Annotated in this window: 22 protein-coding genes and 1 other RNA gene; 5 read left to right on the forward strand and 18 right to left on the reverse strand. The window is 33.9% G+C overall.

Translation table 11 applies throughout. From position 1 onward, the window contains the following. Window positions 1–164: 164 nt before the first annotated feature. Window positions 165–551, reverse strand: a complete 387-nt coding sequence (gene apaG / locus H0V01_04515; GenBank protein MBA2582635.1) for a Co2+/Mg2+ efflux protein ApaG — start codon at window positions 549–551, stop codon at window positions 165–167. Between the two features lie 90 nt (window positions 552–641). After that, the gene (locus H0V01_04520) at window positions 642–2,000 is read right to left on the reverse strand and encodes a DUF5103 domain-containing protein (protein ID MBA2582636.1); all 1,359 of its coding nucleotides are present in this window, start codon (window positions 1,998–2,000) and stop codon (window positions 642–644) included. 250 nt (window positions 2,001–2,250) lie between these two features. Between H0V01_04520 and H0V01_04525 the strand changes: the two genes are divergently transcribed. From H0V01_04525 to H0V01_04535, 3 genes are all read left to right on the forward strand, one after another. Beyond that, a complete protein-coding gene (locus H0V01_04525; protein ID MBA2582637.1) occupies window positions 2,251–3,603 on the forward strand; it encodes a Na(+)-translocating NADH-quinone reductase subunit A in 1,353 nt (450 codons plus the stop codon). A 1-nt stretch (window position 3,604) separates the two neighbouring features. Further along, window positions 3,605–4,741: an NADH:ubiquinone reductase (Na(+)-transporting) subunit B gene (locus tag H0V01_04530; protein MBA2582638.1), complete on the forward strand. Its 1,137-nt coding sequence runs from the start codon at window positions 3,605–3,607 to the stop codon at window positions 4,739–4,741. A 341-nt stretch (window positions 4,742–5,082) separates the two neighbouring features. Continuing rightward, window positions 5,083–6,609 carry a bifunctional GNAT family N-acetyltransferase/carbon-nitrogen hydrolase family protein gene (locus H0V01_04535; GenBank protein ID MBA2582639.1) on the forward strand — a complete coding sequence of 509 codons (1,527 nt, stop codon included), beginning with the start codon at window positions 5,083–5,085 and terminating at the stop codon, window positions 6,607–6,609. Window positions 6,610–6,718: 109 nt separating this feature from the next. Here the strand turns inward: H0V01_04535 and H0V01_04540 are convergent, their stop codons facing one another. The 15 genes from H0V01_04540 to H0V01_04610 form a co-directional block, all read right to left on the reverse strand. Continuing rightward, entirely contained in the window at window positions 6,719–9,067 is a 2,349-nt protein-coding gene (locus H0V01_04540; protein MBA2582640.1) for a T9SS type A sorting domain-containing protein, read from the reverse strand. Between the two features lie 865 nt (window positions 9,068–9,932). Then, window positions 9,933–10,322 carry a hypothetical protein gene (locus H0V01_04545; protein MBA2582641.1) on the reverse strand — a complete coding sequence of 130 codons (390 nt, stop codon included), beginning with the start codon at window positions 10,320–10,322 and terminating at the stop codon, window positions 9,933–9,935. Window positions 10,323–10,400: 78 nt separating this feature from the next. Next, window positions 10,401–10,673: a hypothetical protein gene (locus H0V01_04550; protein ID MBA2582642.1), complete on the reverse strand. Its 273-nt coding sequence runs from the start codon at window positions 10,671–10,673 to the stop codon at window positions 10,401–10,403. 115 nt (window positions 10,674–10,788) lie between these two features. Beyond that, window positions 10,789–11,097, reverse strand: a complete 309-nt coding sequence (locus tag H0V01_04555) for a hypothetical protein (GenBank protein ID MBA2582643.1) — start codon at window positions 11,095–11,097, stop codon at window positions 10,789–10,791. A gap of 432 nt (window positions 11,098–11,529) precedes the next feature. After that, on the reverse strand, window positions 11,530–13,314 hold the full coding sequence (locus H0V01_04560) for a hypothetical protein (GenBank protein ID MBA2582644.1): 1,785 nt from the start codon (window positions 13,312–13,314) through the stop codon (window positions 11,530–11,532). Between the two features lie 75 nt (window positions 13,315–13,389). Beyond that, window positions 13,390–14,703 (reverse strand): 30S ribosomal protein S12 methylthiotransferase RimO, encoded by a 1,314-nt coding sequence (gene rimO / locus H0V01_04565; GenBank protein ID MBA2582645.1) that lies wholly within the window; start codon window positions 14,701–14,703, stop codon window positions 13,390–13,392. A 69-nt stretch (window positions 14,704–14,772) separates the two neighbouring features. Then, window positions 14,773–15,729 (reverse strand): signal recognition particle-docking protein FtsY, encoded by a 957-nt coding sequence (ftsY, locus tag H0V01_04570; GenBank protein MBA2582646.1) that lies wholly within the window; start codon window positions 15,727–15,729, stop codon window positions 14,773–14,775. A gap of 169 nt (window positions 15,730–15,898) precedes the next feature. Next, complete coding sequence (locus tag H0V01_04575; protein MBA2582647.1) at window positions 15,899–16,051, reverse strand: DUF4295 domain-containing protein; 153 nt, start codon at window positions 16,049–16,051, stop codon at window positions 15,899–15,901. Between the two features lie 46 nt (window positions 16,052–16,097). Continuing rightward, window positions 16,098–16,280: a 50S ribosomal protein L33 gene (gene rpmG, locus H0V01_04580; GenBank protein MBA2582648.1), complete on the reverse strand. Its 183-nt coding sequence runs from the start codon at window positions 16,278–16,280 to the stop codon at window positions 16,098–16,100. A 165-nt stretch (window positions 16,281–16,445) separates the two neighbouring features. Beyond that, complete coding sequence (locus H0V01_04585; GenBank protein ID MBA2582649.1) at window positions 16,446–17,150, reverse strand: NTP transferase domain-containing protein; 705 nt, start codon at window positions 17,148–17,150, stop codon at window positions 16,446–16,448. 5 nt (window positions 17,151–17,155) lie between these two features. Beyond that, complete coding sequence (locus tag H0V01_04590) at window positions 17,156–17,737, reverse strand: D-sedoheptulose 7-phosphate isomerase (protein ID MBA2582650.1); 582 nt, start codon at window positions 17,735–17,737, stop codon at window positions 17,156–17,158. Beyond that, window positions 17,725–18,747 (reverse strand): dehydrogenase, encoded by a 1,023-nt coding sequence (locus tag H0V01_04595; GenBank protein MBA2582651.1) that lies wholly within the window; start codon window positions 18,745–18,747, stop codon window positions 17,725–17,727. The genes H0V01_04590 and H0V01_04595 overlap by 13 nt, the downstream gene beginning before the upstream one ends. Before the next feature lie 49 nt (window positions 18,748–18,796). Beyond that, window positions 18,797–19,939, reverse strand: coding sequence for a glycosyltransferase (locus tag H0V01_04600; protein MBA2582652.1), 1,143 nt, complete (start codon window positions 19,937–19,939; stop codon window positions 18,797–18,799). Between the two features lie 2 nt (window positions 19,940–19,941). After that, on the reverse strand, window positions 19,942–20,904 hold the full coding sequence (locus tag H0V01_04605) for a glycosyltransferase (GenBank protein MBA2582653.1): 963 nt from the start codon (window positions 20,902–20,904) through the stop codon (window positions 19,942–19,944). Next, window positions 20,897–21,433 (reverse strand): DUF4199 domain-containing protein, encoded by a 537-nt coding sequence (locus H0V01_04610; protein ID MBA2582654.1) that lies wholly within the window; start codon window positions 21,431–21,433, stop codon window positions 20,897–20,899. Before H0V01_04610 ends, H0V01_04605 begins: the two co-directional genes overlap by 8 nt. Before the next feature lie 81 nt (window positions 21,434–21,514). Between H0V01_04610 and ffs the strand changes: the two genes are divergently transcribed. Then, window positions 21,515–21,613, forward strand: an RNA gene (gene ffs / locus H0V01_04615) — signal recognition particle sRNA small type. Window positions 21,614–21,693: 80 nt separating this feature from the next. Here ffs and H0V01_04620 read toward each other — a convergent pair. Beyond that, on the reverse strand, window positions 21,694–23,481 hold the full coding sequence (locus H0V01_04620; protein MBA2582655.1) for an agmatine deiminase family protein: 1,788 nt from the start codon (window positions 23,479–23,481) through the stop codon (window positions 21,694–21,696). Window positions 23,482–23,618: 137 nt separating this feature from the next. On the opposite strand from H0V01_04620, the gene fsa reads away from it, so the two are divergent. After that, entirely contained in the window at window positions 23,619–24,275 is a 657-nt protein-coding gene (gene fsa / locus H0V01_04625) for a fructose-6-phosphate aldolase (protein MBA2582656.1), read from the forward strand. The last annotated feature ends 89 nt before the right edge of the window (window positions 24,276–24,364 follow it).

Here is a 24,364-nt window from a genome sequence, read left to right on the forward strand (position 1 = left end):
TGAAAGTTACAGAAGGTTAAGTAAAGATTTTGAATATCATACTGATACAAGTGAAACTATGATACAATTAGCAATGATTCGACTAATGCTTAATAGAATTAAAAATTAAATTCAAAACAGTTTCTAAATACTTTCCTTAAAAATTTAATTAATATAAGACTAAATTAATTTAGTTTATAAGGAGTTTCCATTTTGAATTCAGGAATTTGAACATAAAAACGATTTCCTGTAACAAGGTGCTCCATTAAATAAGTGCCTTGCATTTTCCCCATATCCGTTGTTAAATTACAAGCAGATTCATATTCAAAAATCTCACCCGGGGCAATTACCGGCTGAAGCCCGATTACGCCTTCGCCTTCTACTTCGCTGTGATCTCCTGAAGAATCAAAAATGAACCAATGCCTGCTTAATAACTGAACAGGGAATTCGCTTTCGTTTTCAACACAAATTCTGTATGAAAAATAAAAATGACTTTTAAGAGGATGAGAATATTCTGATTTGAATTCTGGAACTACACTAATTCTGATACCTTGAGTTACATGTGTAATCATATATATTAAGGTTGATTTTACTTATTCTTTTGGCAAGTATAAGATATGTTTGCAAAAAATCCTAGTTAAAATTTCAAGGAGTTATTAACATTAGAAGGGCCCTCTGGAGTTAAAGTGCTTGTATCCAATAATTTTAAAATGGTTTGTTGAAGGCTCTCTATGGTACACAAATATGGTGTATTCATTTTCTGTTTCAAAATAAGAACCATCAATTAATTGGGGATTTCCGGTGCTTGTTCCATCTTGCAAAAAAGAGTAGGAGTAATTGTAATAACCTTGTTTTAAGTACAAAGTAGCATGGTAAGTTTTTGACTCAAAATCATACTTTAATTTATAATCATTCTGGAAGGTCCAGTCAGAAAGTGCACCGAAAATATATAAATTGCCATCAATAACAGGAGTTGGATATTTCAGCCTGAAATGCACATAGGAGTAGTCAGCTTCCAAATCACTGTTCCAGCCTTCCTGGATGCGAATAACAAATCTTCCGTTTATGTCGGGTTGTGTGCTGTATCTTGCTGTACTTAGAATTAAATCGTCTGTAAGAATTACGTGGTTTTGATTATCTTTAAATAGTATTTCCTTCACATTTTCTGTTTTAAAACGCAATGTTTTTATATCAAAATTCCTGAACTCATTTCCACCATGAAACAAATTTTCACGGTCATAATTATAAACAAGTTCACCTTCTCTGATAAACAGAGGTTTTAATTCCGTTTTTGCATTGTCCCACCTGTTGTTTTGCAGCACTGCCACACGTAAATCAAGATTTGGATTTAATATAGTATAGCCAGAATGTAAAATAGTGAAATCGACCTTTTGTTTTGTTGTTCTTTCTTCAGGAATAGCGGCCCTTACCACATTTGGATTTACAATTACTTTTTCTTCATAAACCATAAATCTTCTTGTTATTACAGGTTTGTCCCGGTTACCCTCCTCATAAACAACCAAAACATAATTACCTGAAGTAGTAAAATTAATATTATCATTAGGAAATAGAAGATTGTAATGTATATAACGCTCCAGCGTATTGAATGAAAACTGAAAATCTGTAATGTAATTCTCGAAAAAACCATCCAGATATTCTGCCTCATGCAAGGGGGATGGTTCCCACATGGCATCACAATGAATAAAAGCATACATGTAATTCCTTAATTCAAGGTCCAGAATATCAAAACTTAATTTTAAAACATTACTGCTGTTTAATTTAATAACAGCAGGAGCAAGTTCATCTTCATTTAGTGTGAGAAGAACAGTTTTAATGCTTGAAATATAAACATGATTTTCATGCCTTAAAAAATCAGTTCGGTAATAATCATCCTGAATTAATTCTTTTTCCTCTTGATGTTTTGGTTTGTTTTCCTGTGCAATTAATAAACTACTTTGAAAAAAAAGAACAAGTTTGAGAAGAACCAGATAAATAATTAAAGGTTTTGTTTTGTTTTTCATGATTTTGGAAACATTGTGTAAATACTGTGGTATTAGCCTTTTTATTAAGATTATTTAGCAATTTTTCAATGGGTTTAACAATTGCAATAGTATGAATAATATCAAAAGTACACATTTGTTTTTAGTGAAATCCTCAGGTCCTTTTGAGTTGCTTATATAATTTAAGAAAAAATATTGAAAAAACAGCAGGTTGATAAAAGTTATTTATATTTTTGCAGCACAAATTAAAAAGGGCATAAATTTTCTTGAAATGTCAAAACACATAAAGATTAAACAAGGTTTAAACATAAAACTAAAGGGCGAGGCTGAAAAGTTGTATTCAACTGCTCCTTATCCAGAAGTTTTTGCCATAAAACCAACTGATTTTACTGGCGTTACACCTAAATTGCTTGTAAAGCAAGGAGATGTTGTAAAAGCAGGTTCTCCATTATTTTATGATAAATACAATGAGGCCATGCAGTTTTGTGCACCAATCAGCGGTGAAATCATCGAAATAGTAAGAGGGGAGAAAAGAAAAATCTTGGAAGTAAAAATACTTGCAGATAAGGAAATTGCATATAAGGAATTCAAAATAGCAGATCCTTCAAGTTTAACTCGGGAGGAAATTATTGGAATTCTGCTTGAAAGTGGAACATGGCCTTTTATTAGGCAGCGTCCCTATCATGTAATTGCAAATCCAACTCAAGTACCAAAGGCTATATTTATTTCTGCATTTGACACAAGTCCGCTTGCGCCGGATAATGATTTTATAATCCATAACAATGCGGAGGCTTTTCAAACAGGATTAAATGCTATTGCAAAATTAACTGAGGGTAAAGTTCATTTAAATGTGAGTGCCGATTTAATGCCTTCTAAAGTATTCACAAATTCAAAAGGTGTTCAGGTAAATAAAATTTCAGGTCCTCATCCTGCAGGAAATGTTGGTGTTCAAATTCATCACATTGATCCGGTTAATAAAGGTGAGGTTGTGTGGTATTTATATCCACAGGATGTTTTGATTATAGGGAAATTATTTAACCTGGGCAAACTGGATGCAACTCGTGTTGTAGCCCTTGCCGGATCACAGGTTAAGAACCCAAGATATTTTAAGACAATAGTTGGAAGCTCATTAAAAAATATTCTTTCTGGTAATCTTATAGAAGATAAAAACAGGATTATTAGCGGAAATGTATTTACAGGTACTCAGGTTTTGCCTGATGGTTTTTTAGGTTTTTATGATACGCTAATATCTGTGATACCAGAGGGTGACGAACCACAGTTTCTAGGTTGGTTAATTCCTGGAAGTGAAAAATTTAGTTTCTCCAGAACCTTTACTTCTTGGTTAAGACCAGGTAAAGAGTATGTTCTGAACACAAACCTTAATGGAGAAGAAAGACCTTTTGTTGTAACTGGCGAATATGAAAAAGTGTTTCCTTTTAATATATACCCTATGCTTTTGTTAAAGGCAATTTTAGTAGAGGATGTAGAATTAATGGAGAAACTAGGAATATATGAAGTTGCGGAAGAAGATTTTGCTCTTTGTGAATTTATTTGTCCTTCAAAAATTGATTCCCAAAAAATTATCCGTAAAGGTTTAGATACTATTAAAAAAGAATTCAGTTAATATGAAAGCGCTAAGAAATCTTCTGGATAAAGTAAAACCGAACTTTGAAAAAGGAGGTAAATTCGAAAAATTACTTCCTCTTTTTGACGGTATTGAAACATTTTTATTTGTTCCTGGCCACACAACTCACAGTGGAACACATATTCGTGATGGTATCGATTTAAAAAGGACCATGATTACGGTGGTGTTTGCCCTTATTCCATGTTTGTTGTTTGGAATGTGGAATGTTGGATACCAATATCATTTGGGATCAGGCATTGCTGATGCATCATTTATAGATAATTTTATTTTCGGTGCAATCCGAGTACTTCCTATTATAATAGTTTCTTATGGTGTAGGTTTGGGTATTGAATTTGGTTTTGCTATTGTAAAAAAGCACAGTGTAAATGAAGGATATCTGGTATCGGGTATGTTGATTCCATTGATTCTTCCTGTTGATATTCCTTTATGGATGGTAGCAGTTGCAACAATTTTTGCAGTAGTTATAGGAAAAGAGGTTTTTGGAGGAACAGGGATGAATATTTTAAATGTAGCCCTGGCTGCGAGAGCTTTCTTGTTTTTTGCTTATCCAACAAAAATGTCTGGAAATGATGTTTGGTTTGCTGATGCTGTTTCCGGGGCTACCCCACTTGCTGCTGCAATTGAAGGCGGTGTTGCCGCAATACCCTCAATTGCTGATTCTTTTTGGGGTTATATTCCAGGATCAATTGGTGAGACTTCTGCTGCTGCCTGTTTAATAGGTGCATTTATACTTTTATTTACAGGAGTTGCCAGTTGGAGAATTATGGTTTCTGTTTTTGTGGGAGGATTGGTAATGGGTATGATTTTCAATGTTTTTGCTGTAAATCCTTTAATGGCAGTTCCAGCCATGCATCATATTATGTTAGGTGGTTTTATGTTCGGTCTTGTTTTTATGGCTACTGACCCTGTTACTGCCTCACAAACCAATACGGGTAAATATATTTATGGTTTTTTTATAGGAATTTTCGCCATTATGATCAGAGTTTTTAACCCAGCATTTCCTGAAGGAATGATGCTTGCCATCCTTTTCATGAATGTTATGGCACCACTCATTGATCACTATGTAGTACAGGCAAACATTAACAGAAGACTTAAAAGAATCAGCATAAAAGCTTAATTTAATTATATGAAATAGCCATGCACGAACCGTTCACAAACGCTAATGAATATAACATGGCTATACCAAATGACCTTTAAAAAACAAATTATATAAATATGAAATAGCCATGCACGAATCTTGCACAAACAGCAATGAATATAACATGGCGTCCCGATAAATCGGGATGACATTTAAAAAACAATTATATACATATGAAATAGCCATGCACGAACCGTTCACAAACGCTAATGAATATAACATGGCTATCCCGATAAATCGGGATGACAGTTAAAAATCAAATGCTTTAGCATTCTTGAGTTCCTTAAAGGAAAAATTAAAAACGAATAAATTATATAAATATGAAAAAGATAAACAAAATAGAGATTCGCCACCTTACCATTAAGGATTATGAGGCATTGAAAAAGGTGATGATTGAATCCTATCCAAATTGGCCAGGAGCTCATTGGCAACCCGAACACATTAAAAATTTGATTGATTCATTTCCTGATGGCCAATTGTGTGTTGTAGCTGATGGAAAACTGGTTGGTTCTGCTTTGTCCATAAAGGTTAATTATGCCAATTACAGCAAGGATCATACCTATGCAGATGTTACTGGAAATTATTCCTTTAATACGCATGATTCAGAAGGCAACACTTTATATGGAATTGATGTATTTATTCATCCTGATTACAGAGGAAACAGGTTAGCCAAGAGATTGTACGAAGCCAGAAAAGAGTTTTGTGAAAACGCTAATTTAAAAGGTATTCTTTTTGGTGGGCGTATTCCCAATTACCATAAATACCAGGAAAAATTTACCCCTAAAGAATACATACAAAAGGTAAAGCTCAGAGAAATACATGACCCTACTTTAAGTTTCCAGCTTTCCAATGATTTTCATGTTATTAAATTACTTAAGAATTATATGCCTGAGGATGTTGAATCTGGCAATTACGCAGTTTTGTTGCAATGGGCCAACATTTATTATTCGGCAGAAGAAAAACTCATTAATTTAGAAAAGTCAACGGTACGTTTAGGATTGGTTCAATGGCAAATGCGCTCATTGAACTCTCTTGAAAACCTATTTGAACAAATGGAATTTTTTGTTGATGCGGTATCAAATTACAAAAGCGATTTTATCCTTTTTCCAGAGTATTTTAATGGTGCCCTTATGGCAGATTATAACCATTTAACAGAAGCCGCAGCAATAAGGGAACTGGCAAATTTCACGGAAGCTATTTTGCAGAAATTCAAGCAGCTGGCCATTTCTTACAATACAAATATTATTACCGGAAGTATGCCTGAGGTAGATATTGACGGACATTTACTTAATGTAGGTTTTTTATGCCACCGAAGTGGAAAAGTAGATAAGTATGAGAAACTTCATACAACTCCCGATGAGGTAAAATACTGGGGCCTTTCCAAAGGAAAATCCCTGCGAACATTTGATACCGATTGTGGAAAAGTGGGAGTATTAATTTGTTACGATGTTGAGTTTCCCGAATTGTCAAGGTTACTTGCCCTTGATGGAATGCAAATACTATTCGTACCCTTTTTAACCGATACCCAAAATGGATTTACAAGGGTAAGAACCTGTGCTATGGCCAGGGCTGTGGAGAATGAATGTTATGTTGCCATAGCAGGAAGTGTGGGTAATTTGCCAAAGGTTCATAATATGGATATTCATTATGCACAATCGGCTGTATTTACTCCCTGTGATTTTGCATTTCCTTCCAATGGAATAAAAGCAGAAGCAACTCCAAATTCAGAAATGCTCTTAATTGTTGATGTTGATATCGAACAGCTCAAAGAACTGCACATGTCTGGAAGTGTGAGGAATTTAAAGGATAGAAGGAATGATTTGTATGAGTTGAAATTGAAATTGTAATCTATTTAAAATTGGTTAAAAAGTGTAAGATTTATTTCTTTTAACAGGTCGGAACAGAACATCATTTACTAAATAGCGGACATTATTTTAGTTACTATTTTTTTTATGCTTAATTTTTTATTAGCTTAAATTGCTTCTGATTTATGCCATCATCTAGAGAAATAATATACAGTCCAGGAATGTAATTCTGCATTGGAATTTGAAATTCATTGTGGTTAATTATTTTTTGATAGAGAACCTCACCAAGCAAATTTTGCACCATTACATGTACTTCTGTTTTTTTAGATATTTCCACCATAACATAGTCTTTAGCTGGATTAGGAGATATTATAACAGCTAATGGTTGTGATTGCCCAGCTATATTAGTTAGGGTGTCACTTTTGTTCGGAATTGATATAATATTTGATTTTGACTGATAGGAGTGGTAATAATAATATGGGGAATCCATGGCCACAATTTGAACACGCAAGGAATCATCCATGGTAATTTCATACTCATTAATTGCTATTTCAACTGAATCAAGTACCTGAAAAGATAAGCCGGGTTTAGCAGTACTGATAAAATAATGTGTAAAATTTCTTTTGCCTTCATAATGGTTCCATTCTAGTTTTATTTTGTCTTCCTCAATTTTGCTTTTCAAATGAATGGTGCTGTAAATATGAGACTCAGGGGATTCTTGTCCGCAGCTATCCACTGCAACGAGTTTATATCTATCAGATTTTTTCGAAGGCACTGAAAAAGAATCTGAATATTGAAACAAATAATACCCGTTTCTTGGAACAGAATCTATTTGATGGAAAACTCCTTGTTCTGTTTCTTTCAATACTTTAAAATAAGTTATATGTGGCAACGAATTACTGGATTCAATTCTATTTAAATTATTTTCGACTGTTGCAAAATGAATTTCGACACTATCAGGAGCAGGCACTCTGGTAGTTTTCACACTTTTGGAAGTGGCAATACAACCCGAAAACTCTTTAACTTTAACATAAAAAATGCTGTTGAGAGATGTGGTGATTTTCTGTGAATTTTCTCCATTATTCCATAAATATTCTGAAAAACCAGGACCGGCATCAAGGGAAACTTGTTCACAAAAAAAATGGGATTTGTCATAAATATCGTATCCTGCATTTACATTTATTACAGGGGGTGTACAGCTTATGTCAATTATTTTAACAAGGAATTCAGGATAATCTGATTTATGTAAAACATGTTCTCCCAATAAAACACTGTCACCGCTAATATTTCCTGATGCATAAATACTTCCATTTGATGTTTGAACAATATTTTGAAAAGCTCCATTGTATAATCTAAGCTCACCTTTTATTTTAAGTTCTTGATCTAATTTTTTTATTACCCAATGCCCGGGATCAGATGCTGGACCATAAGGAATACATGCTTCTCTGCCTATTAAAAAAATATCATCGTTTGCATCTAATAGATAATCCGTGTACCAGCCGCAATTAGTTCCATGTGCTATAATATTTTCACCTATTTTGAAATCTGACTGAACTATTGATCCCCAACCACCGTATTTCCCCCTGGTATAAGTTAAATGAAACAGATTAAACTTTGAATCAGCCGATAATCTATGACTTTGCCAACCATAGTAAGAATCAGGACCATGCTTACGCTCATTCCATAAGATGTTTAGATTTTCATCCAACCTTGCCAGGTATCTTCCTTTTTGTTGAATTTCTGGGGTAGGATCATCTACCCAATGCTTACCCTCCCTGTCATATAACGCAAAAAGATTTCCATTTTTTGAAATGATTTCAATTCCGGAATTATTAAACCTGTAATAATCATTGGTATCGGGTAAAAAATTATACGTTTTCGAATTAATAAGATTTCCCTCAGAAGTGAATTTCCCAAAGAAAAGAGACCTTTCTTCTAAGTTACCAATACTAAGATCATTTATAAAAGTATTTCCAAAGACAGAACCTGTTAATAAAAACTGGTATTTGGAATTATAAAAGCAAATAGCATTAATAATGATATTTTCAGAAGAACTAATCTTTTTAATCCAGATTAGCCTACCCTCTAAATCCATTTTGCCATACATTCCATCATAGTTCCCATCTGAAGTTAATGTTATTCCATCTATTACATGGTTTCCGCTAAAGGTTCCTGAAAAATAAAAATGTTCATTGTTATCATAAATTAATTTAGTTACATGAAACGATTTTTTCCATCTCTTTAAAAAAACCAGATTTCCTTGGGCGGAATATTTTGTCAAAAAAGAGCCAATTGTATCAGAAGGAGTAGGATTGTAACTATCGTAAACACTGTAAAAATTCCATACTCCTCCATGCTCATAAATATTTCCATATTTATCGCTCAATAAAGCTTTTGGGGAACATCTTTCTGGTAAATGTCTTTTTTTTGCCCACTCTATGTGTTGTGAATAGGATGTTGTGGAAAAAAGCAGTAGCAAAAGAAAAAAACATATCCTCATTATTCAAACTTTCAAAAAACTAAATCCATTATCATTCCTAAATGATTGTGAGGAAAAGAATCTAAAAGATTGATTTTATTTTGAGGATAATGGATGCTAAAATGTGAAATTATAACCACATTTTAAATGATTTAGGATTTACCGAAACCCATTTAATTTTTAATTATTGATAGATTACTAAAATGGGTAAATGGACTTTAAAAATGGCTTAAGAAAAATGACTAAAGAGAAAGCACAAGGAATTTCTTTTGCTGTTTCCGCACTGGAAACTTTACATCCATAATGTATTGTATTATTACATTTGTGATTAAACAAGAGGAGCTGTGTGAAGGGAGACTTTCAAGTATGGTTATGTGAGAACGCAAGGGTGAGATTCCATTGGTGACTCGATTGGCAGATAATTTTAATTATTTCTGTCCTGCTATAATTTAGTAGCAAAATTTCTTTCGCTCAATAAATAAATACGTAGCTCGTGGAGATTCTCTTTCTACATGGCCATCTATCCAATCTCTATGTTTAGGATTGTTTAGTAGATTTGAAAATTCAGAAATTTAATAATTTTTGACATCTTCATCTGCATTATTCATTTCTTCCCATTTGGATTCACTATTTTCCAAAACATAAATAATGTCTTCAAAATCTTGGCTTGTTCGCTTCCATCATTTTCACCACGACTTTTAAAGGCTTCAAATTTAGTGGCTACCAAATAGGGAGCACTAAGGATTTTCACTGTACCTTTTCTGCATACCCGCAGGTGGGGCTGGTTTGCAGCGTTTATGTCCACCGGCACGAAAGGTAATAGAAAGCAATGACTTTTCAAAATGCACCAAGCACCCCACTTGAGTGTAGCAGTGTTATCCAGTTTTTAATTCTTCTCATTACAGAATTTTAAGTGTGAAAGTCTCGTAAAATTTAATCTGTTTCGTGACTTAATGGATTTTTCGTTTTTATCAATTGTCCATTTATTGTGAATTGCAAAATCTGAATTATAGTTTTTTAAAATAATTGTATTGTTCTTCGAAATCCAATTGCCATTAATATCCACCTTTTTATTTGGGTTGGAATTGTTAAGGTAATGGAAAGTAAAATCTTCATTGATTGTTAGTTTAATATATTCAGAAGATTCAGAATTATTACAATTACAAACACCATAAATTCCTGTTTTAAAATTTAATTTTTTGGAAGGCGGTTTTGTTTTAAATGACATTACTGTCAGAGCAACTAATATTGTTAAAAGTAGGTTCATCTTTTTCATAGTATTAAGTTTTAAAGTTAATGAGATAAAAATAACAAATAAATTCATTCTGTAGCATATCTCTTTTGCTGTTCTGTCTCAAAATTGGCTATAACATCTTTCATTAATTGTGTGAGTAACTGCACGATTAAATCCTTCAGGATACCAAATTTTTCTGAACCCGATTGAAGGATCATTTGTTGGCATTAAATCCACAGTAATTCCTTGTATCCGATATCGGCACACCACACCCGACTCAATATCATGAGAAAAACCTATATCCCTCAGTTTATCTTCAAGATCAATTCTATCTTGATAGTTCAATATTTCTATTATTACATCCACATCATCGGTAGGTCTAACTTCGAGCACTGATCTGTCAGGATATAGAGATATAGTGGCTCATCCAACGAAAACCACTTTTTCTTTTATATTCTAGTGCATTGGCAACAGCTATAATTCTAATTATATTAATGTGATGGCTCATCTAAAATAATTTTTTTAATTCATTAATAGCATATATTATTTCTCTAACTTTTCCTACTCGAATAACATCGACTAAAGCTAGTAATTTATAAAATTCTTGATCCTCAATTACTGCCTGAACTTGTTTTGCATAAAATGGTTCAATCATTAATCCCATTACTTTCCCTGTATTATCTGGCCAGGCATAATTCATTTCACTAATGAATTTTTTTTTCATGTATGGGTGAGATTGTGCTGTTAGGATCCCTCTTACCATCGAGCCTGGTTGTTGGGGAAAGACATACTTAACCGCATGCTCGAAAAATTCCATTAGATTCTGCCTATTAATTTTCTTCTAGTTATAATTAATAAGACTTGCCAATTGACTTCTATTTAATGATTCGGAAATTTCAGAAATACTTATCCTTAATGAACTGGAAAGCCCTACCAGTTACCAAGGCTTACTCAATAGATACAATTTTCAATAGAATTGCGATATCCTGTGTACGCATACCATTATGTTTTCTCATGAGGCAAATATATATAGATATTTCGCAAATCGCGAAACGAGGAATTTTTGCAAAAGTTAAACAATTACTGAGTGAAAGAAAATGTAGATTGGGTAGAAAACTAAAAACAGATGAAGAGATAAAAATTACCCACTAATCGAGTAAACGGCCCTGCCAAAACCTGATTACTGGCGCATAGAAACCGAATCTATTCCAATTTATATCATCCCAAAAGGTGATTTTAAAAAGGAATATTAAATCTCAATCCCCATTTTTTTCATGAGCACCGAAGCATTCAAGCTCTTACAAATTCCAGTATGCAACTTATAATCGAAGAAAAGCCTCTCCCCTTCTATTTGCACATCAAAACTGTAGTTTTCCACATGGTTTGGGAGTTCTTCTTGGAGCTTGCCTAATTCCAGGTCATGAGTGGCGATAATTCCCGTTCCATTGTATTTGATCATTTGCTTTATCAATGCTTTTGATCCAATATGCCTGTCATTTGAATTTGTTCCTCTTAATATTTCATCCAGTAAAAAGAACACATTTTCTCCGTTTTTAACTGCGGTGATAATATCCTGTAATCTCTTTAATTCTGCATAAAAAGAAGAAGCATTTTCTTCCAGGGAATCAATAATACGCATGCTGGTAAAGGGAGTAACAATTACTAATTTAAAAGATTTAGCACAAACCGGGGCTCCTGCATTGGCAAGTACCATATTTACACCAACGGTTCGTAAATAAGTGCTTTTTCCTGCCATGTTTGATCCGGTAATAAGCATTACTTTAGCTTCACCTTCTATATCAATGTCGTTTGTAACACGATCCTTAGGCTTAATTAGCGGGTGGCCTGCATCTTTTGCTTTTAGCACAAACCCTTCATTTACAACTTCCGGGAATATCCAATGGGGATGATTAAAGTAAGTGTTTGCAAAACAGGATAAGGCTTCAAACTCTGCCATTGCATCAAACCACTTAATAACCTTATCTCTGTTTTTTTCTCGCCAGTTTTCCATTTTTCTAATCCAATGTATATCCCAAAAGGTGATAAGATTTATTGGAAAGAAAACCATGTGTAAACGAAAATCCAGGTACTTTACGATGGTAGAAAGTGTTTCTAAATTTTCAGATGCTTTAGCTCCATCTAGTATAAAATTATCCCTAAGTGCAGTTAACCTTTCTGTTTTAAAAGTATTTGATTCTATTGCCGAAATCAAGGCAACATGCAATTTTAACAGATCTACTTTTTTTGAAATGTGTTGGTAACTTTCATTAATTTTATCGTAATTCAAATAAATTATTACTCCATGAATTAATACTGCCAAATATGCATAGCCCTGAGGCATACCCATAAAAGCTGCAACAATTAAAGCGATTGTAATAAATGGAAATAAAATAGAAAAAACAGTTAAAACCTTCTTTTTTAAAAAATAGGCGGGTTCATTAAGCCAGTTTACAATACTTTGTCTTTCACCAGGGTTGCCTTCAAAGGATTGACCAGAAACTTGAAAATCCTGTCTCCAATCAATCATTTCCTTTAATTCGTTTACTGCATTCTGGCGAAGGTAAATCACCTTTTCTTCTGCTGGCTTTATGAGCATTGAAGCTAGTAAATTGCTTCCAGAATTACTGGTTGTACGGTTAATAAACTGAAACAAGGAAGCATTACCAAAAATATCAAGATCAGATGTATAAGGGTGAGAATGGTCAATATAGCCACTTCCATCATTATAAATCTTATAATCACCACTCAAACTCCTTAACTCATTTTCATTGATTATCTTAAGCCTGTTAAAATTATTCTTCTTGGTATTTATTTTTGCATCTAATTTAGTAATGAATGCGAAAACCATAAGAAAAACAATAAGCGCAACAAAAGAAAGGCCTACTGCAATGCTAAAAGCAAAATAAAAGCCAACAGCACCGGCTAAAAAGATCAAAAGCCTATATAAAGGAAACTTTGCTGCTTGTTTAGCAAAAAAGACCTCCTGTTGAGTGAATTTTTCAATCCTCTCTTTATAAAACTGTTCTAAATTCATCTGGTACTTTACTTTTTTATTAAAATGATCAAAATAGAAATAATAAGCTCATAAAGTTTAAGCTATACTAGAAGTTTAAATTGAGTGACCAAAAAGATCATAATCTTCAGCCGATGTAATTTTGATGTTGGCAAAATCACCAATTCTTAAATATTCATCTTCTTTTACTGAAACAAGAACTTCATTGTCAACCTCCGGGGAATCAAATTCAGTTCTACCAACAAAATATTCACCTTCTTTGCGGTCAATTAAAACCTTAAAAGTTTTTCCAATTTTAGCCTTGTTAAGTTCCAAAGAAATATTTTGCTGCACCTCCATAACTGCCTCTGCCCTTTGTTGTTTAACTTCCTGAGGAACATCATCATTTAATTTAAAGGCATGGGTATTTTCTTCATGAGAATAAGTAAAAATACCCAACCTGTCAAACCTTGATTGTTCAACCCAATGCAACATTTCTTCGAAATCTTTTTCTGTTTCACCCGGATAACCCGCAATAAGTGTAGTACGCAGTGCTATATCGGGAACTTTATTTCTTATTGCATCTACTATATCAATGGTTTTTTGTTTTGTTGTACCTCTTCGCATGGATTTAAGCATATTATCAGAAATATGCTGCAAGGGCATGTCAAGGTAATTACAAACATTTTTTCTGTTTTTCATCACATCCATAACATCCATAGGGAAGCCTGCAGGAAATGCATAATGCAACCTGATCCATTCAATACCCTGTACATCCGCTAATTTATCCAGCAGTTCAGCCAGATTTCGTTTTTTATATAAATCCAAACCGTAATATGTAAGGTCCTGAGCTATCAAAATAAGCTCTTTAGTACCATTAGCAGCTAATTTTTGTGCACTTGATACCAATTGTTCAACAGGAGTAGAAATATGCTTTCCTCTCATTAAGGGAATAGCACAAAAAGAACAAGGACGGTCACATCCTTCTGCAATTTTAAAATAAGCATAATGCAAGGGAGTTGTAATTAACCTCTCCCCTACCAATTCATGTTTATAATCTGCTTTGAGGGTTTTTAAAAGCCGGGGCAATTCCCTTGTTCCAAAAAAAGCATCCACCTGTGGAATTTCTTTTTCCAGTTCAGTTCTATATCTCTCGGATAAACATCCTGTAACATATACTTTATTAACCAGTCCTGCATCTTTTGCCTGGGCGTAGCGAAGAATTGTATCAATTGATTCTTGCTTTGCATTGTCAATGAATCCGCAGGTATTAATTATGACTATTCCAGCATCATCCTTTGTGGACTCATGTTCTACTTCAATATTGTTTGCCTTTAATTGTCCCATCAAAACTTCTGAATCAAATATATTTTTGGAACAACCCAGGGTAACAACGTTTACTTTATTTTTTTTAAGTGTTTTAGTCTTCATTGTATGGTATGGTAATTTGACAGATTGTCAAACTGCCTGATAATTGAATTTATAAGAAAATTTAGAATATTATTTAGCAGAGAATAGCGAATCAACAAATTCAGTTTTATTGAAAACCTGTAGATCTTCCATTTTCTCACCTACTCCAATATATTTAACGGGAATTTTGAATTCATCTGATATGCCAATTACCACCCCACCTTTAGCAGTACCGTCTAGTTTTGTAAGGGCCAGGGCATTAACTTCGGTAGTTGCCATAAACTGCCTGCATTGCTCAATGGCGTTTTGTCCTGTAGAGGCATCCAATACTAATAGAATTTCATGTGGAGCACCAGGAATTACTTTTTGCATAACTTTCTTGATTTTAGAAAGTTCATTCATCAGGTTTATTTTATTGTGTAGTCGTCCGGCAGTATCAATAATTGCAACATCCGCGTTTTTGGAAACAGCAGAACTTAAAGTATCAAAAGCAACCGATGCAGGATCGGCACCCATTCCTTGCGAAATAATTGGAACACCTGTTCTTTCAGACCAAATTGTTAATTGATCAACTGCAGCAGCGCGGAAAGTATCAGCAGCACCAAGAATAACGCTTTTACCGGATTTTTTAAACTGATAGGCAAGTTTTCCAATTGTAGTTGTTTTTCCAACACCATTTACACCAACCACCATAATAACATAAGGAGAACCGGTTTTTGGAAGAACAAATTCAGTTAAACTTTGTGCGTTGTTTTCCTCCAGCAATGCTGAAACTTCTTCTTTTAGAATAGTATTTAATTCAGAAATACTTACATATTTATCCTTGGCAACACGGGCTTCTATTCTTTTAATTATTTTTAATGTGGTATTTACACCTACATCAGAAGAAATAAGGACTTCTTCAAGTTTATCTAAAACTTCATCATCAACTTTAGATTTTCCTACAACAGCTTTTGAAAGTTTTGAAAAAACATTCTCCTTTGTTTTGGCCAGTCCGCTTTCCAGACTATCCTTCTTTTCTTTAGAGAAAAAATCAAATAAACTCATATCTAATTAAATTTTAACAGCATTAAAATTCTTTATATCATTCTTATTAACTATTGTATCATTTATAGGTCAATATCAAAAGTGTAAATTTCAATAGCGATTCATAAAAATACGAAAAAGCTTCCTCCTTACGAAGAAAGCTTTTCCATTAATTTATAAGCACTGAATATTACTTTGCGAGAAAATCCTTAATATGATCGTTGTGCACAATTTCTTCTTTGAAAGCATATGCACCCGTTTCAGCGGATTTTGTCATTTTAATCACTTTTGTAAATTGATTTCCTTTTCCGGATTTCAATGTAGCAACGGTTTTCTTAGCCATTTTGAAAAATATTTTGAATAACGCAGTAGCACGCTATTCAGGTTAATTATTTAATTTCTTTATGAACAGTCATTTTCTTAAGAATTGGATTGTATTTTTTAATCTCAATTCTCTCAGGTGTGTTCTTTTTGTTTTTAGTGGTTATATACCTGGAAGTTCCCGGAGCACTAGTTGTTTTATGTTCGGTACATTCTAAAATTACCTGAACTCTATTACCTTTTTTTGCCATTTTTTTTAAATATTCTTTTATTTTAAGGGCTGCAAATGTAAAAATTTAAATTTTAATTTCCTATTATGAATTAACGAAATTTATTGATTTTTCATATACCTGTGCTTCATTTTATTGTTTTTAAAGTAAAAACATTCACTTGTTCTATTAAAAGAACATGCTCGATTATTCAAATCCTTTAAAATCAATTTGCGCTTTTTGGTAATCTTCAGGAATTCCAATGTCAATAAAATAGCCACTTCCTGTATATCCTATTATTGTAAGATTCTTTAAATTTGGTTCAAAAAAATCTTTTTCCAATGAAAATTTTTCTGGCAAATCAAATGCATTGAATTTTTTTCTGCGAAAAATATATACTCCCCCGTTAATCAGACCTTGGGTGTTTTCCCCTGTTTTTTCCTGGAATGCTATAACCCTTTTTTGATCATTAATTTTAACAGTACCGTACCTTGAAGTGTTAATCATGTTTCTTAAACATAAGCTGATATCAGCATTTTCCAATTGGTGGAAGTTGTAAAATTCATTTAAATCAAGTTCCAGGAAAGTATCTCCATTTAAAATCAACACATTTTCTGTGGTGCATTTTTCTATAGCCTTTTTCAGCCCCCCCCCTGTTCCTAATGGTTCTTCCTCCTTAGCATATACTATTGTTATATTTTCAAAGTAGGTTCCAAAATATTCAACTATAGCTTCAGATTTATATCCTACAGAAAAAATAATTTTTTGAATGCCGAATTTCAATAAATACCTTACAAGGTATTCCAGAAATGGTTTTCCATTAACAGGCGCCATCGGTTTTGGAACATCACTCACAACCGATTGAAGTCTTGTACCCAGCCCTCCTGCTAAAATTATGGCTTCTTTAATCATTCTTTTTATTGAAACAACTCATTTTCAATTATTTCACAAAGAATGTGGCCAATAAGTATATGCGATTCCTGAATTCTAGGAGTATCATTTGATGGAACTTTAATGAGATATTTACATAGTCCATTCATTTTACCTCCTGTTTCTCCCGTTAACCCAACAGTAACCAATCCTTTTGCGTTGGCAGTTTCAAGGGCCTTTAGTATATTAGGTGAATTTCCGGATGTTGAAATTCCAATTAAAATATCCCCTTGCTTTGCTGCAGCTTTCACCATTCTTGAATATACTTCATCAAAGGAATAATCATTTGCAACAGCAGTTAGATAGGAAGCATTTACATGAAGAGCTTCAGCATTTAAAGGCTCACGGTCTTTGTAAAACCTTCCGGATAATTCAGCTGAAATATGCTGGGCATCGGCAGCAGAACCACCATTTCCACAAAAAAGTGCTTTCCCACCACCTTGAAAAACCCTAACCAGCTCATGGGCAACGTCCTGTATTATTTTAATCGTGTTTTCATTTTCAAGCAGCCTTACTTTTACATCAATTGAGGCTTGAATTCTGCTTTTAATAAGTGTTATATTGTCCATGTAGATAATCCTTCTTTTGTAAATGTATAGCGTTTAACACTGCCACCAAATTTTTCAATAACTTTTATTACGTTGTATCGGGTTGTTCCAGGACAATAAAATATCATAAAACCACCACCACCTGCACCTGAAATTTTTCCACCAGTTGCACCAGCTTGAATTGCTGATTGGTAAATTTCATCAATCAGTGGATTAGTTATTCCTCCAGCCATTTGTTTTTTGTGTTTCCATCCAAAGTCCAGGATTTCTCCTATTTGATGTATCTGCCCGCGTAAAAGAGCCTCTTTCATCCTTACAGACTGCTCTCGTAAATTATGCATTGCATTGATTGAACTTTGGTTTTTATCGTTTACATTCTTTGACTGCTGTTCAATAATTTTGCTTGAAAAACGGCTGGTTTGAGTATAAAATAAAACCAGGTTATGCTCCAGTTCACTTAAATATTGTTCTTTGATTCGAAGCGGGTTTACAATAACTTTATCATCTTTAGAAAACTCCATAAAATTGACGCCTCCAAATGTCGCAGCATATTGATCTTGTCTTCCGCCTGCCATTTTACAATCAACTCGTTCAATTTCATAAGCCAAATGAGCAATATCATATTCCCCCAGGGGTAATTTAAGCCATTCTGCAAAAGCGCCTAAAATTGCTACGACCAAAGTAGATGAAGTACCAAGGCCAGAACCAGCAGGGGCATCAACAAAAGTACTGAGTTTAAAAGACAAGGGTTTTTTGGTAAAATCCTTAACAACGCGGTTATACACGCATTTTAAAAGATCAAGGTTCCCATTTAAAGTCAATTCCATAGCAGAATCGAGTTTTTCAAATTCATTTCTGTCGGCTACATTAAATATGATTTCACCTGTATCTAAAGGTTCAATTGTGGCATAAGCATATAAACTAACTGTGGCATTGAGGATTGCGCCTCCAAATAAATCACAGTAAGGGCTAACATCAGTTCCACCACCTGCTAAACCAATTCTTAAAGGAGCTTTACTTCTAATAATCATAGGGAAAAATCTGCGTTAAAAATACAGCTTTTTATCATTTTATTCAGACTTATTTCGAAGATATCTCAGAAATCACAGCTTCAATGTTTCTTACCATTTTATCCCAGGTGAATTTTTGCTTTTCAACTTGTATTCCATGGCTAAATTTTTGCTGATAATCCCCATCAAAAAATTGAATAATAGCATCAGAAATTGCTCGAGGATCAACAGGAACTACAAAACCAACTTTTCCATCAGGTACAAGTTCGGGAAGACCACCAACATTGGTTACTATCATTGGTTTTTCAAAATGATACGCAATTTGTGTAACACCACTTTGTGTTGCATGTTTATAGGGTTGTACAACAAGATCAGAGGCACAAAAATAATCAACCACTTTTTCGTCAGGAATAAAATCGGTTTTTAATATCACCTGATTCTTTATTCCAAGCTCCTCAATTAATTGCAAATAGGGCGTTTTATCTGAATAAAATTCTCCGGCAACAATTAGTTTTAGTTTTTTGTCCTTCATCCTTGAATCAGAAAATGCATTCAATAGCAAATCCAAGCCTTTGTAATCCCTGATAAAACCAAAAAACAACAGATAATTGTATTCATCACTTATTCCTAATCTTGCACATGCTTCATTTTTTGAAATGGCAGCCCCAAAATTATCAAAAAGAGGATGAGGGGAAATTTTTCTTGGCTTTGCTTTATCAAAAAAGTCAAGGTCTTTCAAAACAGAATCAGACATAGCAATAAATGCATCAACAGGTTTTAAAAAATAAGCAGTTAACTGCTTATCTCCCGGTCGGCTTTCATGGGGTATAACATTATCTAAAATGCAGGCAATTTTAGTTTTATTGTTCCTTTTTGCAATTCTTGCAATTGTTCCGAAACAAGGTCCCATAAAAGGGAGCCAGAATTTAAAAATTAAAATTTCAGGTTTTTCTTTTCTGATCCTGTTTCCAATTTTTATCCAATTTAAGGGATTAACACTGTTAACCAGCCTGGAAATTTTTAAATCATCAGGTGAAGGGGAATCCGAAAATTGTGTTTTTCCAGGAAACAGAAATCCTGGGTATTGGATAGTAAAAGTATAAATTTCAGCCTTGTATCCTAGGTTCTGGAATTCTCTAATCAACCTTTCATTGAAAACAGCAAGTCCTCCCCGGAAAGGATGGGCCGAACCAACCAAAATTACCTTTTTCACGCTTACAGGTTTGTCTTTTTTGTAATTAAATAAGTGTTTCTTGTAGGCGAATTTCTTGAAATAAGCTCGCCAAGAAACCCAGCCAAAAACAGTTGAGTTCCAAGAATAATAGAGGTTAGAGCAATGTAGAATAAGGGCCTTTGGGTTATTAAAGCTGCGGGAATATTATTGGCAACAAAATAAAGTTTTTGCCCCCCAAGCCAAAGTGTTATAAAAAAACCAGCCAAAAATATTAATGTGCCTAAAAAACCGAAAAAATGCATTGGTTTTTTACCGAATCTAGAAACAAACATTATGGAAATTAAATCTAAAAATCCATTAATGAACCTTTCCATTCCAAACTTTGTGACTCCATACTTACGCTCCTGGTGTGCCACTTCTTTTTCTGTAATATTAGAGAAGCCATTCCATTTAGCAATAACAGGTATATAGCGGTGCATTTCACCATAAACTTCAATGCTTTTTACAACTTCCTTTTTATAGGCTTTAAGACCGCAATTAAAATCATGCAAATTAATTCCGGACATTTTACGCGTTGCCCAATTGAAAAGCTTAGTAGGAACAGTCTTGGTGAAAGGATCGTATCTTTTCTTTTTCCAGCCGGAAACCAGGTCATAGCTTTCATTTTTTATCATGAAATAAAGCTGGGGAATTTCATCGGGGCTATCTTGAAGGTCAGCGTCCATTGTAATAACTACTTCTCCACAAGCAGCTTCAAATCCAATATTAAGTGCTGCAGATTTCCCGTAATTCCTCCTGAATTTTATTCCTTTAATGTCAGGATTTTGTGCAGATAACTCTTCAATTTGTTTCCAGGATGTATCCTTGCTACCATCATCAATTAAAATTATTTCATAGGAAAATTCATTTTCTTCCATTATTCTTTTAATCCACTGGGTAAGTTCAAAAAGGGATTCCTGCTCATTATAAAGCGGAATTACAACAGAAATATCTTTATTAATCATTCGAGTCTTCTTCAAAAGGTGATTTGCTATGCTTTAGGAAAGCAGCAGCAAGGAGTGAAATTATGATACCCCAAAAAAGTTTATTGGTAAATTCGGAAAATGAAAGTGATGAAATTGTAATCGCCTCAAGCTGTTCAATCATTTTATCATACAACTCTTCACTGAAAATCTGTGGCATTTGATCAGATGCTTGTTGCATTGCTTCCAATGACTCGGACCTTGTCATTTCAACAATTCCCGGATCTACTACTGTTCCGAAAATATAAACAAGTAAACCAAATAGGGAAGCAAAAATAAAAGTAATCATAAAGCCCATACCAAATGCCTGGCCATAGGTTATGAACCCTTCAAGGTTTTGATCCCGATGTTTTTTTATTCCAAGAATAATAAAAACAATAGGAACCCAAGCACCTACCCAGCTGTAACTGCCCAATGGGTTGTATCCTAACATATAGATAATCAGGAAAATTGAGAATGCAACTACTCCCGCAATACTACCATAATTTAAAGGTGTTTTAATATTCTCCATTTATTTCACGTTATATTAAAGTGCAAAATTATAAAAATGATATAATTTGTGTATTCAAATGTTATTTTCTATTTTTGCACTGGGTAAGTCTTATACGACCAGCTCCTGTGAACTCCCCCAGGTCCGGAAGGAAGCAAGGGTAAGCAGTTGTAGCGGTGCGATATAAGTAGCTTACCCATTTTTTTTGCCTTTATTTTTGTTTTTATTAGCCATTTCTCTGATAGTAATACATCGAAATGGCTTTTTTATTTTTCCACACATTATCTAATCATTAATTTTTGGGCCTGCTTTACTTCTCCCTGTTGTAAAATAAGCAAATACGCTCCTGAACTGATTTCCTGGGTATTTATAAAATAATTACTGTTGCCACGCGTAAATTCTCCTTCGAAAATTGTTGCAATTTCTCTTCCGGCAATATCAAAAAGTTTGATGCTTCCCTTTACAGAACTTAGAGTTTGAACAGGAATGCAAGTAATTCCTTTGGAAGGATTAGGATATGCATTTTTAAAATCAACTGCACTTGTCATTTCTTCGATATTTAAGGGCTGATATACTTCAAAAGTATAGTATCCTGTTGGTGCTGTTATTGGCCTAACCTGCTGTTTGCCGGTTACAGCCTGCGCTTGAATATAATAATGAATTATTGTTCCATCAATTTGAGCAGGAATATTAGCGGTCCAGTTATCCGTTAATGGATTAAGCAAAGTCATTGAAACTGAAACAAAGGCTTGTGAAATATCGGTTCTATAATACATAGTAGCAGCAGAAATACCGCTTTTGTGCATTATTTTGGCTTCCACACTATAATCTATAGTAGAATTAGTTGTATTTGGCAGAGCCTGGTGCTTTATTAAAAGTGGATGAGTAACTCCTATAGAATGTGTAATACAATGCAATGAACCACTTGCTGAAATAGTGCTTTTGGTATTTATCCCAACTACATTATAACCGGGCATAGCTTCTTGCATAATACGAATTGCAATGGTATCATGGTATGAAGGAGTTGTAGCATTTACAGGATAGGTAGGCATTAAGATTGTTTTATTTACAATGCTATTGTTTGCATAGGTATAGTAGTAGCTGTTAGGAGGATAATCATATCCGGGTTCAGGAGGCATTGGAATTCTTATAATTTTAAAGGGTGTGCCAAAAACTGAATTGTGGTTACTTAAAACATATTGAAGGTTAGCTTCAATTTGAGGCCCATCTGCAACTCCTGCAGGATATTCTCCAATTAAAAGTGTTTCTTCATCCAATAACTTCATGTGCATATCAATATGATGTATACCATCATAAGGAAGGGTATTCATTTTTATATAATTACCAGTGCCCATAAAGTTGTTCATAATCTGTCCTATTTCGGTGGAACTCTGGGTTGGATTTTCATCAAGTACCAGATTGGAAGAAAAATCATTTCCAAACCCATCAGTCATATAATTGCCGCCCACATTAATTAAATTGTTAATTCCACCCGATGTTTCATATAAGGGGATATTCATGTAATTGGCAATGGATCGTGCCAAAGTATCATCTTTGGGGCGTGGACGGTTATAAATCCAATCAACCAAAACAAGAGAATCTACATTATTTGTATAGACTGAATTTGCCATATAATCCCTAATCCAAACAGAATTAAAAGGAGCTATAAGAAAACTTAAATTAGTGAGAGCAACACCATTTGAGGTGAGGTTACTTTTCACGGTATTTGAATCACTGCAAACAATAATAACAGGTGTTTCATTTTGCACAGCCTTAATTATTTCTCTATGAACAGGCAAATAACTTGTCCATACAATAACCAATGCTTGAACTTCTTCCCATTCTGACATTGTTCTAATTGCCGATCCGGTTGGAGGTGTAGTTATAACAGTGGAGGACCTTTGGTTATTCCTGTTTTCAAGATATTCTTTCATTTTCTCCTTTTCTCCAGGAGCAAACCCTTTTGGAAGAAAGGTTTGATCAATTTTCTGAGCTATTGAAAAACTGCAAATAAAAAGCATTGCTACAACTGCAAAAAGTTGTTTTAAAAAAGTAGAAGTATAATTCATAATTTTTTGTTTTTGGATTAAGTGTTGTAATATATTGAGTTTTTTCATCAAATAAAAAAAAACTTACAAGTCAGATTAAATTGCTAATCCCGATTAGGGTGGTTATTTTTGCGTGAAAATTAATCTAAAAAGAAAACATGAAATTTTTTATTGACACAGCAAACCTCGATCAGATAAGGGAAGCACAGGATCTTGGAGTTCTTGATGGTGTAACCACTAATCCTTCATTAATGGCCAAAGAAGGAATAAAAGGCCATGATAATGTTATAAAACATTATATTGACATCTGCAATATTGTTGACGGTGATGTTAGTGCTGAAGTAATTGCTACAGATTTTGAAACCATTGTGAAAGAAGGTGAATTTCTTGCATCGCTTCACCCACAAATTGTTGTAAAGGTACCTATGATAAAGGATGGTATTAAAGCTATCAAACATTTTTCCGATAAAGGAATAAAGACAAACTGCACACTTGTTTTTTCAGCCGGCCAGGCATTATTGGCGGCAAAAGCAGGTGCTACCTATGTTTCTCCTTTCATTGGCAGATTAGATGATATTGCTACGGACGGTTTGGATTTAATTGACCAGATAGTTACTATTTATCAAAACTACGGGTATGAAACACAAGTGCTTGCTGCTTCTGTTAGACACACAATGCATTTGGTGAAATGTGCTGAAATAGGCGCTGATGTTGTAACTTGTCCTTTAAATGTAATTACCGATTTACTTAAGCACCCATTAACAACAATTGGTTTGGATACTTTTCTTTCTGATCATAAAAAGAGTAATGCATAAATGTTAAATAGTACAATGCTTCTGAAGTGCATAGTTAATTGCACTTTAGAAGTTTTACGAATGCAATTCAAAAAAACGAATATCTCAAA

This window comes from Bacteroidota bacterium, assembly GCA_013696965.1.
Lineage (GTDB): Bacteria > Bacteroidota > Bacteroidia > JACCXN01 > JACCXN01 > JACCXN01.